The organism is Teredinibacter sp. KSP-S5-2 (assembly GCF_032773895.1).
GTDB lineage: Bacteria > Pseudomonadota > Gammaproteobacteria > Pseudomonadales > Cellvibrionaceae.
The window spans coordinates 2,550,845-2,566,768 of sequence record NZ_CP120416.1 but is presented as its reverse complement, the minus strand read 5'-3'; the positions used below and the strand labels follow the sequence as shown (position 1 = coordinate 2,566,768).

The window sequence follows — 15,924 nt, the reverse complement described above, 5'->3', positions numbered from 1 at the left end:
TTGAGGGGAAAGTGCGGGGGATATAAATTCTTGGTGAATACATAAATTTTTTGCCCGATTTGATCATAATTTATCCTCTGTTATAAGTTTACATTTTGCTGGTAACTCACTGAAAATTAAGGTGTTAGCGGCGGTTGACTTTCCTTGTCGCTAGGGCTTTGCCTGTAAAGAATGTACAATGGGCGGCTAGTGCATAAAATTCATAAATAGATCCATTTTGAGTGACCCCATTGAGCGAAACCAAAAAAGCAAATTTCAAGAAAGACGCTGCTGAACAAGGCGAAGTAACCTTCAAAGGAAAAATATTCCGGGAGGGAGTGTTTATCGGTTTGATACTGCTCTGCGCCTATTTTGCATTGGCATTGGTTACCTACAGCACCAAAGACCCTGGTTGGTCGAGTACTGGTGATGGCGGCCCGCTTCGAAATGCGGGTGGTCCAACAGGTGCCTGGTTGGCAGACGTGTTCTTCTCGTTATTTGGGCATCTTGCTTATTTACTGCCGATTATGATCGGCTATCAGGTTTGGTTGCAGCTGCGGGATTCCCGAAACTGGGTGTTCGATCCGCTTATTTTTGCCTTGCGATCTGTTGGCTTTATTCTGGTGATGGTGGCAGGCACGGGCCTGACTGTCATGCAATATGGTATCGAAAGTGTCAGCCTGCCGTTTTCTGCCGGAGGCTACCTTGGGTTGAGTACCGCAACGTCCATTGATGCATCCTTTGGCTACATGGGCGGCAGCATGTTGTTGCTGGCAATGCTCCTTTTTGGGCTAACGATCTTTGTTGATATTTCCTGGTTTGCGGTCATGGATTTTATTGGCGGTGCTGTATTGGCGCTTCTGGCGTGGTTTCAGCGTAAGTTCATTCTCTGGCATGGAAGATGGCTGGAACGACGACAAGCCCGCAAAGCGGTGAAGGAGCGGCGAGAATCCATGAAAGCTCAGGTGAAAAAAGCTGAGGAACGCATTCCCCCAAAAATTGAGCCGCCCAAACAGCCGGCAAAAACCAGTGCCAGGGTAATTAAAGAACAACAGCGTCAACAGAAACAAAAAGTTCAGCAGTCGTTATTTGATGATATTGATGATTCTCCCGTGGAAGGAGATCTACCACCTATTCATCTGCTTGATCCGGCAGATAAGAACAGTTCTAAAGGCTATTCGGAAGAGTCTTTGGAAGCCATGTCCCGATTACTTGAGTTGAAGTTGCAGGACTTTGGTGTATCCGCCGAGGTGGTTGCTGTACTACCTGGGCCGGTGGTTACCCGCTTTGAGATTCAGCCTGCAGCGGGTGTGAAGGTCAGTCGAATTACCAATCTGGCAAAAGATTTAGCACGGTCACTGGCGGTAAACAGTGTGCGTGTGGTGGAGGTGATTCAAGGCAAATCTGTGGTTGGGATCGAGATACCAAACGAGCATCGTGAAATGGTGCGTTTGAGTGAGGTGCTGTCATCCGAGGCGTATGAGAAGAGTAAATCTCCTTTGACCCTGGGCTTGGGACACGATATTTCTGGTCAGCCAGTGATTGCCGACCTGGCGAAAATGCCCCACCTGTTGGTCGCTGGTACAACCGGTTCGGGTAAGTCGGTTGGTGTGAACTCCATGCTGGTAAGTATGCTGTATAAATCTTCTCCTGAAGAAGTGAGATTAATTCTGGTCGACCCGAAAATGCTGGAGCTTTCGGTCTACGATGGGATTCCCCATTTGCTCACCCCCGTTATCACCGATATGAAAGACGCAGCTACTGGCCTGCGCTGGTGTGTGGGTGAGATGGAGCGCCGTTATAAATTGATGGCAGCACTTGGTGTGCGCAATGTGGCCGGGTATAACAAGAAAGTTAAAGATGCTAAGAAAGCGGGCAGTCCAATTCCTGACCCTTTGTGGACGCCAGAGCAAGATGGTGTGATCGAAATGGAAAATGCAACAGCGCCAGACTTGGAAACCATGCCCTTTATCGTAGTGGTAATTGACGAGTTCGCCGACATGATGATGATTGTCGGTAAAAAAGTTGAACAACTGATTGCTCGAATTGCTCAAAAGGCCAGAGCGGCAGGTATTCACATGATTCTTGCAACTCAGAGGCCGTCGGTGGATGTGATTACCGGTTTGATCAAAGCCAACGTTCCTACACGCATGGCCTTCCAGGTTTCGTCCAAAGTGGATTCCAGGACCATCCTTGATCAGGGCGGAGCTGAACAACTTCTTGGTCATGGTGATATGTTGTATCTGCCTCCCGGCCGGGCGGTAACAGAACGAGTTCATGGCGCGTTTATTGATGATCATGAAGTGCATAAAGTGGTTGCGGATTGGAAGAAGCGGGGTGATGCAAATTACTTAGAAGAAATCTTTAGTGAAAGCGTGGCCAGCATCCCTGTGCCGGGCTTTAGTGATGGCGAGGAAGGCGGTAGCGATGACCCGGAATCGGACCCGTTATATGATCAGGCCGTCGCATTTGTGACCGAAACACGAAAAGCCAGTATCTCGTCGGTGCAACGAAAACTCAGAATTGGGTATAACCGCGCTGCCCGTCTGGTAGAGCAGATGGAAACCTCGGGTGTAGTCTCGGAAATGGGCCACAACGGTAACCGTGAAGTGTTAGCCCCGCCGCCACCTCGCGGATAATATTGATAACAGGATAAGGTATTTTAATGAATCGTAATTGTTTGTTAGGCGCTGTTCTTTGGTTGTGTTCCGGTGTTGCTTTCGCAGCAGACCAGGGCGCTAGTGCCAGTCTGGTGGAAAAGCTGGAACGTATTCAAACCTATTCAAGCCATTTTCAACAAACTATCCTGGATGCCAATGGCAATGAAGTGCAAGTAACGGAAGGTGAATTCAATGCGCAGCGGCCGGGGAAGTTTTATTGGCAAACCGAGCCACCCTACGAACAGCTCGTTGTTGGTAACGAGGAAACCGTTTGGGTGTACGACCCCGATTTGGAGCAGGTGACGATTCATCAACAGCAGTTGGCAAATACGCCCGCAGCCATTCTTAGTGGTGACCTATCTGAAATCAGCCAAAAGTATCGGGTTGAACAGCAAAAACAGGGTAAGAAAACGGTGTTTAACTTGCAACCTGTGGCAACCTCCGGCGCCGACTTTTCTTCTCTTCTTATTGCCTTTAAAGGTAAATCGCTGGTGGGGTTAACCTTGATTGATCAGCTTGGTCAAAAAACCGAGATTGCATTTTCCAAGATCAAAACCAACAAGAAAATGGATTCGACCCTGTTTGAATTTGTCGCACCCGAAGGTTCGGATGTTATTACCCAGTAAATGATGCCTCGTGTCCGACTTATTTGATTCCAATACTGCCTCTCCCAAAGAACGTAAAAATGTAGGGGAGCCCCTGGCCGCGAGAATGCGTCCTAAATGCTTGGCTGATTATGTTGGGCAGGAGCATTTATTTGGTTTGGATAAGCCCCTGAGAAATGCGGTAGAAAAAGACCAGATCCACTCCATGATTTTGTGGGGACCGCCGGGGGTGGGGAAAACTTCTTTGGCAAAGCTGTTTGCGGAAGAAATCAATGCCCACTTTCTCACTATCTCAGCGGTGTTAGCCGGAGTAAAAGATATCCGCGCGGCTGTGGATCAAGCTAAGCAGTATCGTGAAGCCTATGGTCGGCGAACCATACTCTTTGTTGACGAAGTGCATCGTTTTAATAAAGCACAGCAAGATGCGTTTTTGCCTTTCGTTGAAGATGGCACCATTGTGTTTATCGGGGCCACGACAGAAAATCCATCGTTTGAAGTTAACAATGCGTTACTGTCCCGGTGCCGTGTTTATATATTAAAGAAACTTGAAGCCGAACACTTACGCAGTTTGGCATTCAAGGCATTGAACGAAGAACGGGGCCTAAAAGAGAAACAGCTCAGTATCGAGGATGACGAGCTCAAGCTCTTGGTCAATTCGGCTGATGGCGACGCTCGACGGTTGCTTAATTTGTTGGAGTTGGCGAGTGATCTGGTAGAAACCGGCGATACCATCGGTGCTGATACGCTCACACAGATTTTAATGGGGGATGTGCGCAGCTTTGATAAGGGCGGCGACCTCTTTTACGAACAAATTTCCGCACTGCATAAATCCGTTAGAGGGTCTGACCCGGATGCGGCACTGTACTGGCTGCTTCGCATGCTGGATGGTGGCTGTGATCCTCTTTATGTGGCCCGCAGGTTAGTGCGAATGGCCAGCGAGGATATCGGTAACGCTGACCCTCGTGGTATACAGTTGGCTTTAAATGCCTGGGACGCCCAGGAACGTTTGGGAAGCCCGGAAGGGGAGCTGAGTCTTGCCCAAGCTGTGGTATACCTTGCAGCAGCACCAAAAAGTAATGCCGTGTATAATGCGTTCAAAGCAGCACGTGCTGATATTAAAAGCCTGCCTAGTTACGATGTCCCGATGCATCTTCGCAATGCACCCACTCAGTTGATGAAACAACTGGATTATGGTGCTGAGTATCGCTATGCGCATGACGAGGCGGATGCGTTTGCAGCCGGGGAAAACTATTTCCCGGATGACATGGAACCCAGGCAGTACTATCAGCCAGTGGAAAGAGGTTTGGAAATAAAAATCGCGGAGAAATTACGTTCGCTGCGAGCAATGAATGAAAAGGCTCGGTTGAGTAAGTAATTATGTGGTTATGGCTATCTGTAGCATTAGGTGGGGCGGTAGGTGCGGTTATGCGTTATGGCGTTTCAGTGGCCTTTTCCCCTGTACACCCAAAGTTTCCTGTTGCAACCTTGACGGCAAATTTACTTGGCTCCCTGTTAATGGGCGTTTTTTATGTTCTTATCGTTGAGAAAACCGCTTTGGCTCCCGCGTGGCGGCATGTGTTGATGATTGGCTTCTTAGGTGCTTTTACAACATTTTCGACTTTCTCAATTGAAGGGTTGCACCTTATTCAATCCGGACAGTTTTTGGTTGCGGCGAGTTATTTAATTGGCAGTGTGTTACTCGGCGTACTGTGCGTTTACATCGGTATTTCTGTTACCGAAAACATAATTTGATTTTAAATTTAATAAAAAAGGGCAGTCATGTTAGATCCCAAACTTATTCGTGGTCAGCTTCAAGAAGTCGCAGAGGGCTTAAAAAAACGCGGCTATCAATTGGATGTAGAAACCATTCAGGCGTTAGAGGAAAAGCGTCGGGAGGTTCAAATGCAGTGCGAATCATTGCAGCAAGAACGAAATTCGCGATCAAAAAATATTGGTAAAGCGAAAGCAGCAGGTGAGGATATAGCGCCGCTGTTAGCGGAAGTGGATAAGTTAAAATCCGAATTGGCCGAAGCAGAGAAACAGTTAAACGGCGTGCAATCAGAGCTGGATGACATTATCACCGGTATTCCTAATTTATTGGCCGACGAGGTACCGGAGGGTGCGTCTGAAGATGATAATGTTGAGGTCTTTAAATGGGGAGAACCTCGTCACTTTCACTTTGAAGTGAAAGACCACGTTGACGTCGGTGCCGCTGTCGGTGGGTTGGATTTTGAAACTGCAGGCAAAATTACGGGTTCTCGTTTTTCCGTTATGCGAGGCCAGATTGCACAGATGCACCGCGCATTAATTCAGTTCATGTTGAATACGCACACAAATGAGCACGGTTATGAAGAAGTGTATGTGCCGTATATCGTGAATAAAGATTCTCTATTTGGGACGGGTCAGTTGCCAAAGTTCGAAGAGGACTTGTTTAAATTAACAGACGACCGCGAATTTTATTTGATTCCTACCGCGGAAGTGCCGGTCACCAACATCTATCGCGGTGAGATTGTTGAAGAGAAACAATTGCCAATTAAGTTTGCATGTCATACGCCTTGCTTCCGTTCAGAGGCGGGGAGTTATGGTCGCGATACCCGAGGCATGATTCGTCAGCATCAGTTTGAAAAAGTTGAGTTGGTTCAGTTTGTTAAACCTGAAGATTCCGCTCAGGCATTAGAAGACCTGACGCAATGTGCGGAAAATATTTTACAAAAACTGAATCTGCCTTACCGCAAAGTGATTTTGTGTGGTGGTGATATTGGTTTCTCGTCAACCAAAACCTACGACTTGGAAGTTTGGTTGCCATCACAGGATAAATATCGAGAGATTTCGTCGTGCAGTAGTTTCGGCGACTTCCAGGCTCGTCGTATGAAAGCCCGTTACCGAAATACAGAAACGGGTAAACCTGAACTTCTCCATACATTAAATGGTTCTGGTTTAGCAATTGGACGAACTTTGGTTGCGATTCTTGAGAATTACCAGCAGGCAGATGGTAGTATTGCCATCCCTGAAGTGCTTCAACCATATATGGGTGGAAAAACTTCAATTAACGCATAAATATGATCGTTCTGGCGCAACATAATGGATTACCTTCCCCTATTTTTCGATATAGAGAATAAACCCTGTTTAATTGTCGGGGGGGGGAGTGTTGCCACAAGAAAAGCGCGGTTATTATTGAAGGCGAAAGCCTGTATTTCCGTTGTCGCCCCGGAAATTGATGACGAGCTATTACAAATGGTTTATGCCTCGGATGGCATGTACAAAAAATCACGTTATCAAACAAAATTTATTGATTGTTCTGTTCTGGTTATTGCGGCGACTAATGACTCCGATGTGAATCAGCATATTTCTAACGATTGCCATCGGCATCGTATCCCTGTCAATGTTGTCGACCAACCGGAGTTGTGCTCTGTAATAGTTCCTGCAATTGTTGATCGAAACCCGTTACTTGTTGCTGTAACCAGCGGGGGCTATGCTCCGGTTCTGGCGCGGCGGGTTCGGTCAAAAATCGAATCCCTTTTTCCTGGTAGCTATGGTCATCTGGCCAAGCTGGTAGGGCGTTACCGTGATTTAGTCAAAACCAAGCTTCCGGCTGGTGACGCGCGGAGACGTTTCTGGGAAAAAATTATTGATGGCCCAGTGGGTGAACACGCTATTTCCGGCAACCGGGAAGAAGCGGAGTTACTCCTCAAGAAAGCCATAGAAACAGACGATTTTGATTCTCGTGGTGAAGTGTATTTAGTGGGAGCCGGGCCGGGGGATCCAGATTTGCTCACTTTTAAAGCCCTGCGACTAATGCAGCGGGCGGAAATCGTGCTCTACGATCGGCTTGTCTCCAAACAGATTCTGGAAATGGTGCGTCGTGATGCAGAGCTGGTTTACGTGGGGAAACGCCGCGAGCAGCATGCTGTGCAGCAGTCTGAGATTAATCAACTGTTAGTGAAGTATGCAAAAGAGGGTAAGCGTGTTCTTCGGTTAAAAGGTGGCGACCCGTTTATTTTTGGCCGCGGTGGAGAAGAGATTGATCTACTTGCTGAGGAGAACATTCCTTTTCAGGTTGTTCCTGGCATCACGGCTGCTTCAGGGTGCTCGGCTTATTCGGGTATCCCACTCACTCACCGGGACTACTCTCAGTCTGTCCGCTTTATTACCGGTCATTTGAAAGAGGGAGTGACTAACCTTCGTTGGAAAGAGTTTGTTGAACCACACCAAACTCTTGTGTTTTACATGGGCTTGGCCGGTTTACGTCAAATCTGTGAGCAAATGATTCAGCATGGAAAAAGCGCGGAAACCCCCGCCGCATTGGTCGAGAAGGGAACACTGGAGGATCAGAAGGTACACATATCAAACCTGGCTGAGTTACCGGACCTGGTTGAACAACATGACGTTCATGCGCCAACTTTGTTGATTATTGGGGAAGTGGTACAGCTTCACAAAAAACTCAATTGGTATAAAAAATAATCGAAACCTGCCGATATAATGATTAACAGCAGCGTGTAAGGGCGCATGTTGGCACTATTAATCATGTTATTGGTCAGGCAATGGTAGATAGCATCAAACCCACATACAGAACCATACCCAGCGGTTCTTCTGTCAATAGACAAGCTCAGGCTCAGGGGGTGGAATCCCACACCGATGAGCGCAGGGCTCATAGCAAGACTCGTCCGCCTTTCGAGCGTAGAAAAAAGCAAGATCGTAGAAGAGAATCGGAATACCGACCTGTATACGACATGCGTCAGGGACGAGGTCGGCGGAAAGAAGATCGAGATTACCATCCCACCATTGAAACCGACGCCTGAGTTTTTCTGCTCCAAGCCTGCTTACAACCAGCATGGCTATCCTAATCCGTTTTGATTAAGCATAGTCATTTCAGTTTTTCCCAAGCTCTCCCCTAGCGATTTTTTTTCAATTGCGCCAGACTCCTCACTATTATTACCAAGTCACAGGCCTTAAGAGGGGAAACAACAATGGGTTTTGATTACGATTATTTGGTTATTGGCGCGGGTTCCGGTGGTGTTCGGTCGGCGAGGATTGCTGCGTCACTGGGTGCAAAAGTCGCCATAATCGAAGACCTGTATTTGGGAGGAACCTGTGTCAATGTTGGTTGTGTGCCCAAAAAATTATTTGTTTATGCTTCGGAATTTTCGGAAGAATTTGCTGCTGCGCAGGGCTTTGGTTGGTCCCAATTTGAGTCTCAACCAAAACTCGATTGGGCAAAGCTGAGGGATAACAAATCGAACGAAATTCAACGTTTAAATGGTGTGTATGAGAAAATTCTGGCTTCTGCCGGCGTGGAAATTATTTCGGGAACGGGTGTTATTCAGGGCGCGCATGACGTGAAGGTTGGTGATCGGTGTATTTCCTCTGAACGAATATTAATCGCGACGGGTGGTTGGCCCAAAAAACCTTCTTATCCCGGTGCTGAATATGTACTGAATTCGAATGACTTTTTTTATATGCAAGAACTGCCCAAAAAAGTCATCGTGGAAGGGGGTGGTTATATTGCGGTCGAATTTGCTGGCATATTAAATGGTTTAGGTTGTGACACAGAGCTGGTATATCGTGGTCCATTATTTTTGCGCGGGTTTGATCAGGAAATTAGGCAATTTGTTGCAGAAGAAATTCAGAAAAAAGGTGTAAAAGTTTCTTTTGAGGATCAGGTAATTGGTCTGAAAAAAAATAGCGATACTTCATTCGAAGTAAGTTTAAAAAGTGGCAGAACCACTGACGTGAATGCGGTGGTTTCTGCTATTGGTCGTGAACCCAAAATAGCTGGGCTTGGATTAGAAAATACAAATGTTAAAACAACCAGCCAAGGCTTTATTCAAGTCAACGATTCCTTTCAAACTGATGAGCCAAGTATCTATGCGGTCGGGGATGTGATTGGGCGGGCGGCGTTAACGCCAGTTGCTTTGGCTGAAGGCATGGCGTTGGCAAAATTTCTTTTTGCAAAAACGCCCATCAATATCCACTATGACAATATTGCGACGGCTGTTTTTTGTCAGCCAAATATCGGTACGGTTGGTTTAACTGAGGAAGATGCGGAGGAAAGAGGAATTAAATGCGAGATATTTACCAGTAATTTTAAACCGTTAAAAAATACGCTGAGTGGTATTGATGAGCGAACGTTTATGAAATTAATTGTTGAAAAATCTACGCAAAAAGTACTAGGTGCGCATATGGTTGGTCCTCACGCTGGAGAAATTATTCAAGGAATATCCATTGCAATAAATGCCGGTGCAACAAAAGAAATTTTTGATCAAACTATTGGTATACACCCTACAGCCGCGGAAGAATTTGTGACTATGAGAACACCGACAAGGTAAACATCTAGGACTGCCTGAAACATTGCAGTACACTAACTACTTAAAATAATAATATTAGACAACTCTGGTTAATATGCTGTACTTGAGATTGATATGGGTAGGTGTGATTTTAAGCCTGCTCAGTAGCTTGTGTTATTCTGGAGCCGACAAAGCCATTGTCGGCTACTTCCCGTTCTGGGCTTATTATCGAGATGGTCAAACTCTCGCCGATGTGAATATCCGGCCTTTAACCCACCTTATCTATGCGTCGGCAATATTAAACGATACCGGTGAAGTAGTTCCCGCAGACCAATACACTGATCTGACTAACGTCATTATCTTTGATTCTGGAGAGCGAGTAGAGGGTAACTATCGCGCCGTTGACATTCTTAAGAAGCAGAAACCTGATCTGGCAATCTTGCTTACCATCGGTGGTTGGGGGCAGTCGCAAAACTATTCGACAGTGCTTAGGGATAAGAACAAACGAGATTTGTTTATCGCAACGGCAGTGCAATTAAAAAACCAATACGGATTTGATGGCTTTGAATTTGACTGGCGATATCCGATTACAGGTGGTTACGAAAAAAACAGTAAAAGTCCGGACGACTTAAAAAACCTGGAAATCTTTTTTCAAGAATTAAAGTTGGAATGTCCGGATTGTCACATTTCTGTCACGTTATCTGAACAGGCTCATAATCGGCATGGATGGGACTACCCACTCTTATCCCAATACATTGATTACTACCATATATTAACTGCAACTTTTCATGGCGCGTGGAGTTTGCGGACTGGTCACCGATCTCCGCTGTATGTTGATCCCGCACATCCATTACCCGCGATTGCTACCGTTGTGGATGAGGTTGTCGAGCAGGGTTTAAAACCAGAAAAAATAATTTTACGCGTTGCTGCCGTAGCTGCAGGTTGGGAGAACGTTGGTTCAAACCGTGGAGGGTTGTTTCAATCGTTCGATGGCGTATCGCTTGGAACATGGGACGAAGAAAATTCTGGTAGAACGGGGCTGATTGCACATAAGGAATTAAGTAAATTATTGAAGAACCCCGATTATGAGCAGCATTGGGACGAAGCCGTAAAAGCCAGCACACTGTATAACCCAAAAACAAAGCAGTTTATTTCTTACGAGAGTAAAGAGTCGCTACACCATAAGCTGACATTTATTCAAGACAAAGATTTGGGTGGAGTTGCTGTATGGGAAGTCGCAAGTGATGTGGACGGTGCCGATGGTTTAATCGCAGTGACCTTTGGTTATTTTCGTTCCTTTGATGCTTTTTTATACCGGGTTCAGAAGTTTATCGTGTTAATTGCTCCGTGGATGACCATGGCGCTTGTTATTTGGGCATTGACGACCCTGTTGTACAAGTGGTCTGCAATTAGAAAGAAAAACAATAAAGAACTGGATACCCATAAGCGAGTGCGTTATGCCTTGCGAGCATTGCCGCAGCATTTAGATCAAATTATTTATCTGTCTATTTCTCCTCCGCCAAGCTTGGCTGAAAAGTTGAGCGCGGAGCAGTTAAAGGCGCTTAACTTACTGGCAGAGAAAAGTGTCATCGCCAGAAATTCTTTTTCTCCGCTGACGCGAATTCCGCAGATCGGAAGAACTTCCTTTGAGCAGCAGGCTACGGAGAGTGTGACTGTCGAAGCATTTAAAGAAAACCTAAGTGACTCTACCATTGCAAAGGCTGATGAAGCCTTACTTTCACTGGAGCGTTTTACCCATTTGATCAGTGAAACTAACAACCTCGAGAAAATGATGGAAACAATGTTTACCTTTTTATCCGGGGATTTTCGGGTAAAAGGGGTGTCTCTATGGAATGAGGAGGAGTTGATGGGGCAGTCTGGTGAAATGGATGAGCATCCGGATTATGACGGTCAAGGAGAGGTGCTGAATGTATCTGATGACAGGGTTAAGGCGATGATTTCCAACCCGGAAATGGGAGGGTATCAGATCTCCCTGGAGTTTCAGTCTCCATTGAGCCCAAGTGAGGAAGCGTATTTTAGAGGGCTGGGCAACCAGGTGATATTTGCCCGGCAGCAGTTCAGAGAGCTGGCAAAGCAACCTCAGTTACTACTCGAGCTATACGAAATTGCTCGGAGAAAAGACAAGCTATTATTTATTAAAGGGGAAAAGGGGTATAGCGGTATCCATTCTGAAGATCTGAAAGAGCCGATCTTTGTTTTTTCCCGTTTGCGGGCGTTGAGGATGTATTTCCCTGAGTTGCTGGTACAAGTTCATCGTTCATACCTGATTAACCCTGCGTGCGTGGAAGGGGTGGTTAAGAAAGATACAAGTTATCAGTTGAAGATGCGTGGACACTTTGTTCCAATTGCAAGGTCTTTTTTAAGCCGGCTTAGAGCGGAATACCCACACTGGTTTTCTGTTTAATATACTTGAGTGTGGTTTTATTTTGCGTATATTGAATGTTTTGTAAGCCATTTTGCTCTGCAATTGATGAAATATTACCTACCTATATAGTTTGTAACTATTTGATTTATATATGAAAATATTAATACTTCAAACCGTTGGTGATAATGAGCTTTTTAGACCTAGCATTTTTCAACGCGCCGTCTTACAGTCAGTTTCACAGAAGCCGAAAAGAGCTTTTCTGATTTACTGAAAAATGGGACGCTGGCATTTTAGGGAAGTGCAAGGCAAGGAGGCCACCCAATCATTGCACCTCCAGTAACCGTTCTACCTTCATTTAAGCATAGAGTGTCGAAGCCCAAAGCCCTTCCATTGCAATTCGTCTGGCATAGATTCCTGAAGTTTTATCCTCCAGCATAATTTTTACATATCGGGGAACTGCTCGTTCAGCTGCTACGCGATTCTTATATGGGCCAATATCCTTACCCTCCCTTGTGGCGAAATACCAGTCGTTACCAACTCGAAAACATCTGTCGGTGCGGTACCGAACTTTTTTTTCCTCATTCTTCCTACAGATCACAGCTACAACTCCAATAAAAATCGTCGTGGGGATTAAAAAACTTATCGGCCATAAGCATTTTTTATGCCAAAACAAAAAACACAATAAAATCAGCGTCTTATGTAGAATTTGACGCTTGCCTGTGGAAGTGATGTAAAAAAAATTGACAAATCTCTACCAAACTTTGACTTGGGTGAATATTAGTCAAAAAAATGCCGCTCGAATCTTGAAAAAGAGTTCACAGAGTTGCCGAGTTTTTATATCTCAATTCGTGAAATTGTGGTGTTAGTATCTAAAAAGGAATCAAAGTTGGGGTTGGAGTATATATTGTGAGTGAAGCCATAGAAACTATTGGAAGGGTATTGGAAATTGCAGTACTTTGTTTGAGTCGACAAGGCTGGAGTGTCGTAAAGCTATGTTACCGGTTGAAACTCGGGTTTGTTACTATGGTACAGATGTTAATGCGGGTGGCTGTTAGATTGGACGGGCGACGGAGATGAAAAAACAAGGCTGGATAAAGCTGTTCTATAAACTTTTTGTGTTTATTACATGTTTTGTTTGGTTTACTCATTTTGTTTTATATAGTCCTGAGTTGACTACAATATTTACCTCATTGATACTCGTTTTATACCCGCTTTTCGTTTTTTATTCTTATCTTTTTGATGAGAATATGACGTTGGGTGGGTGCAGTATAAAAAAGGAGTATAAAGAGCTAAGAAATATAGTGTTATTTTTTGTTTTATTATTGTATTTTTCTGGTTTTCATGTTTTCTATGTGTAATCTTTTTTGCGTCTAGTGGCAAAACAACTCAATGGGGTCAGACTTAATTGCCCCAAGAGTGAGAGAAACTTATACGACTATACAAGATGTGCATCAGCAAGCAACTGATCGTTTAATGAAGAAGATTGACCTTATTGAGAAAAGTTACGAGCCACGGATTCGGAATTTAAATTCTAAAATTGATGGGCTTAGGGAAAACTGATGGTCAGGTGTTGCAAAATATATTTTTTATTCTTTGCTTTGGTTCTGATCGGATGCTCTCCTGGAAAGGATATTATTCGGATTGAACGAATACCTAATATGACCGAACTAAATCACGGGCGTAGTTTCGGTTCTCCTGAGTATTCTCCAGTAATGACATACCCGGAAGTTATGATAGAACAAAATCTTGAAGGGTGGGTTTTGCTGCTAGCAGATATTGATGGCTCAGGAAGTGTTATCAACGTTAGATTGGTAAAATACTACCCGTTAGAGGATTATGTTGATCATGCTGTGTCATATTTGTATGCTACTAGGTATAGCGTTAAAGGCAATGTTCAGGATGGCCTGTTAGTAAAAGATTATTATTTTCTGATCCTGTTTTTATTTGAAGAGTAGTGTGTTTTATATGTGTAAAAAGTAGAGCACGCACTATCTATTAGATTAGAGTTGAATGTTTTAGGTGCCTCAGAATAGGGTGATTAATGCGTTTCTTTATTTTGATGTGTGCTATCTGGTTTGTTCCAGATTGTCACGCCCAACAAATCGCCCTCACATTCGATGACGCTCCCATGCCGGGCACATCCGTGATGACCGGCGAGGAGCGAACCAAGCGTATTATTTCTGCTTTAAAGGAATCAAATGTGCCCGATGCGCTCTTTTTTGTTACGGCTCAGTATTTATCTGATACTTCAGCTAAGCGTTTAACTCAGTATGCTGATGCCGGATTTCATTTGGCAAACCATTCCTTTTCTCATACCTCGGCTAATAAAATTTCGGCAGAAGGTTTCTTGTCAGATGCCCGCAAAGCCCATTCTATGATTAAGCTTTTTTCCAATCAGGTAAATTATTTTCGTTTTCCTTATTTGCACCATGGCGACTCGAAAACCAAGAGGAAGGTAATTCTGGATGGTTTGGATGAGCTGGGTTATAGGGTTGGGTATGTCACCGTCGACAACTTTGACTGGTATGTTAATTCGCTGTATGTAACGGCTATGGGAGACGGTAAAAAGCTTAACATCGAAAATCTGAAACGTTTGTATGTGGATGTGTTGTGGGCTTGTATACAGTTTTATGATGCAGTTGCTGTTAAAGCGTTGGGGAAATCCCCCAAGCATGTTTTATTGCTGCACGAAAATGATTTGGCCGCGCTTTTTCTGCCTGATTTGATTGCCAAAATTCGTCAGGAAGGATGGCAAATTATTTCTCCCCTTGAAGCCTACAATGAACCGCTGTTGTCTCAATATGGCCGGGAGTTTGATTTTAATAAACAGGGGCGAGTCGCTGCTATTGCGTATATGAAAGGGGTGCCTGAAGAATTACTTCGCCATCCTTCTGAAAACACCGAGTACTTGGACCGACTCCTTAAAGAGTATGCTGTGATTCAATAGTTAAAAACTATTTCCTCTTTTTGTTCTCCAAAATTCTTTGCTTGTTCTTTTGTTGCCTGTATTGCGTCCGACAAAGCTTTTTCTCTATTTTTCTTCCTATACTCTAATGTACTCAATGAATCTGTAAGCCATATTCTGCTTGGTTTTACACCATAGAACAGGAGTGACTAATGAATAAGGACAGAGGCTTGTTTTTGCTCTTCTGGTTATCCTTCTTCTGGTTTTCTCAAGTTTCCATCGCTGAGCCGAGTCGTGGGTTAACGCTGATATGTGATGACTGGCCGCCTTATCAAATTGTGAATGACGGAAAGGTGGGAGGGTTTAGTGTCGCCGTAGTGGATGTGGTTTTTAAGCGGATGGAGGTGAATGTTCAAGGGTATCGGCATTATCCTTGGAAGAGGGCGATTACGATGTTAGAGAAAGGGATGGTAGACGGGCTTTTTTCTGCCAACAAAACACCGGAAAGAGAAGTTTTTGCCTATTATCCATCGGAACCCTTGGTGGATTCGCCCTGGGTTGTATGGGCAAAGCAGGAGGATGAGTTAGAGTACAAAAGGTTTGATGATTTACTGGGCAGGCAAATTGGATTGGTTCGAGGTTACAGTTATACCCATGATTTCTGGCAGTTTGTGGAGGTGAACAAGTTATACATGCTTACTACGAGTGATGAACAGAACTTTAAAATGTTAAATGCGGGGCGTATTGATTTTACTGTGGCAGAGTTGGGTAATGCGTTACATGTTTTAAAGAAAAATCATATATACAACATGCATGCGTTTTCCAATGCACCCATTAAAGTGGATGGTTTGTATGTGGCTTTTAGCAAAGAAAGAGTTGCCAAAGAGATGGTAGAGCGTTTTTCTGAAGAGCTGAAGAAGCTCAAAGCCGAGCCGCTTTATCAGAAACTATATGAAGAGTTCTTTTCAATTTAGGCTGGGTTATATTTCAGTTGTACGAGGCTTGAGTCATAAAACTGTCATTTTTCTAAGCTGTTAAGTTCTGTTGGCTTTGTATGCGTTGGCCTACTAATACCTAGCATTAATCTCTCTGGTGAGTTTCTTTC

At 44.6% G+C, this 15,924-nt stretch carries 13 protein-coding genes; 12 read left to right on the top strand and 1 reads right to left on the bottom strand.

Going from position 1 to position 15,924, the window contains the following annotated elements:
* Positions 1-302: 302 nt before the first annotated feature.
* The 9 genes from P5V12_RS11150 (at position 303) to P5V12_RS11110 (ending at position 11,953) form a co-directional block, all read left to right on the top strand.
* On the top strand, positions 303-2,618 hold the full coding sequence (locus P5V12_RS11150; RefSeq protein WP_410483337.1) for a DNA translocase FtsK: 2,316 nt from the start codon (positions 303-305) through the stop codon (positions 2,616-2,618).
* Positions 2,619-2,644: 26 nt separating this feature from the next.
* The gene (lolA, locus tag P5V12_RS11145; RefSeq protein WP_316953164.1) at positions 2,645-3,265 is read left to right on the top strand and encodes an outer membrane lipoprotein chaperone LolA; all 621 of its coding nucleotides are present in this window, start codon (positions 2,645-2,647) and stop codon (positions 3,263-3,265) included.
* A 10-nt stretch (positions 3,266-3,275) separates the two neighbouring features.
* On the top strand, positions 3,276-4,619 hold the full coding sequence (locus P5V12_RS11140; RefSeq protein WP_410483288.1) for a replication-associated recombination protein A: 1,344 nt from the start codon (positions 3,276-3,278) through the stop codon (positions 4,617-4,619).
* A gap of 2 nt (positions 4,620-4,621) precedes the next feature.
* Entirely contained in the window at positions 4,622-4,996 is a 375-nt protein-coding gene (gene crcB, locus P5V12_RS11135; RefSeq protein ID WP_316953163.1) for a fluoride efflux transporter CrcB, read from the top strand.
* A 27-nt stretch (positions 4,997-5,023) separates the two neighbouring features.
* Positions 5,024-6,301 carry a serine--tRNA ligase gene (serS, locus tag P5V12_RS11130; RefSeq protein ID WP_316953162.1) on the top strand — a complete coding sequence of 426 codons (1,278 nt, stop codon included), beginning with the start codon at positions 5,024-5,026 and terminating at the stop codon, positions 6,299-6,301.
* Positions 6,302-6,325: 24 nt separating this feature from the next.
* Entirely contained in the window at positions 6,326-7,705 is a 1,380-nt protein-coding gene (gene cysG, locus P5V12_RS11125; protein ID WP_316953161.1) for a siroheme synthase CysG, read from the top strand.
* 80 nt (positions 7,706-7,785) lie between these two features.
* Entirely contained in the window at positions 7,786-8,043 is a 258-nt protein-coding gene (locus tag P5V12_RS11120; protein WP_316953160.1) for a hypothetical protein, read from the top strand.
* 168 nt (positions 8,044-8,211) lie between these two features.
* The gene (gene gorA / locus P5V12_RS11115; protein WP_316953159.1) at positions 8,212-9,570 is read left to right on the top strand and encodes a glutathione-disulfide reductase; all 1,359 of its coding nucleotides are present in this window, start codon (positions 8,212-8,214) and stop codon (positions 9,568-9,570) included.
* 103 nt (positions 9,571-9,673) lie between these two features.
* Complete coding sequence (locus tag P5V12_RS11110) at positions 9,674-11,953, top strand: glycosyl hydrolase family 18 protein (protein WP_316953158.1); 2,280 nt, start codon at positions 9,674-9,676, stop codon at positions 11,951-11,953.
* Between the two features lie 316 nt (positions 11,954-12,269).
* Here the strand turns inward: P5V12_RS11110 and P5V12_RS11105 are convergent, their stop codons facing one another.
* Complete coding sequence (locus tag P5V12_RS11105; RefSeq protein WP_316953157.1) at positions 12,270-12,512, bottom strand: DUF6316 family protein; 243 nt, start codon at positions 12,510-12,512, stop codon at positions 12,270-12,272.
* 1,060 nt (positions 12,513-13,572) lie between these two features.
* On the opposite strand from P5V12_RS11105, the gene P5V12_RS11100 reads away from it, so the two are divergent.
* The 3 genes from P5V12_RS11100 to P5V12_RS11090 all read left to right on the top strand — a co-directional run bounded on the left by P5V12_RS11100 (position 13,573) and on the right by P5V12_RS11090 (position 15,793).
* The gene (locus P5V12_RS11100; protein WP_316953156.1) at positions 13,573-13,869 is read left to right on the top strand and encodes a hypothetical protein; all 297 of its coding nucleotides are present in this window, start codon (positions 13,573-13,575) and stop codon (positions 13,867-13,869) included.
* 86 nt (positions 13,870-13,955) lie between these two features.
* Positions 13,956-14,861: a polysaccharide deacetylase family protein gene (locus tag P5V12_RS11095; RefSeq protein WP_316953155.1), complete on the top strand. Its 906-nt coding sequence runs from the start codon at positions 13,956-13,958 to the stop codon at positions 14,859-14,861.
* 170 nt (positions 14,862-15,031) lie between these two features.
* Entirely contained in the window at positions 15,032-15,793 is a 762-nt protein-coding gene (locus P5V12_RS11090) for a substrate-binding periplasmic protein (RefSeq protein ID WP_316953154.1), read from the top strand.
* The last annotated feature ends 131 nt before the right edge of the window (positions 15,794-15,924 follow it).